The organism is Pyxidicoccus fallax (assembly GCF_012933655.1).
Classification (GTDB): domain Bacteria; phylum Myxococcota; class Myxococcia; order Myxococcales; family Myxococcaceae; genus Myxococcus; species Myxococcus fallax.
On the sequence record NZ_JABBJJ010000779.1, the window covers coordinates 1 to 437 of the forward strand.

2 protein-coding genes are annotated in these 437 nt (G+C 59.0%); both read right to left on the reverse strand.

Annotated elements, in window-relative coordinates; translation table 11 throughout:
* Positions 1-188: glycerophosphodiester phosphodiesterase family protein (locus HG543_RS54125; protein ID WP_281404571.1), on the reverse strand; the 188-nt coding region annotated here is incomplete at its 3' end.
* On the reverse strand, positions 185-437 hold a 253-nt coding region (locus HG543_RS54130), incomplete at its 5' end, for a TOBE domain-containing protein (protein WP_169352731.1). The genes HG543_RS54130 and HG543_RS54125, both read right to left, overlap by 4 nt.

Consider the following 437-nt stretch of genomic DNA (forward strand, 5'->3'; position numbering starts at 1 on the left):
TTGCTGGTGCGTTCGAGATTATCGTCATGCAGCAGAAAGATCTGCCCGTCCTTCGACAGCTTGGCGTCAAATTCAATCATCGTGTGCCCGTAGCGGGCGCCGACGTCGATAGCCGCCAGGGTGTTCTCCGGCGCCAGTTTACCGCCGCCGCGATGGGCGACGATGCGGGGATAAGGCCAGTTACTCATGCGCGTTGTCCTGTTTCACCATCAAAGAGGTGCAGATGTTCCAAAGGCAGATGCAGCCATAGCGTGCTGCCTGCCGCCGGGCGCTGCTGGTGCGGCAGTCTGACCACCAGCTTCTGTTCGCCCCAGCGCCCGTGAGCGAGGTTATCGGCACCTAAAATTTCCAGGGTGTCCATCAGCAGCGGAATGCCGCCTTGCGCCTGTGAGCTTAAGATAAAATGCTCCGGACGGATACCGAGCGTCATTTTACGC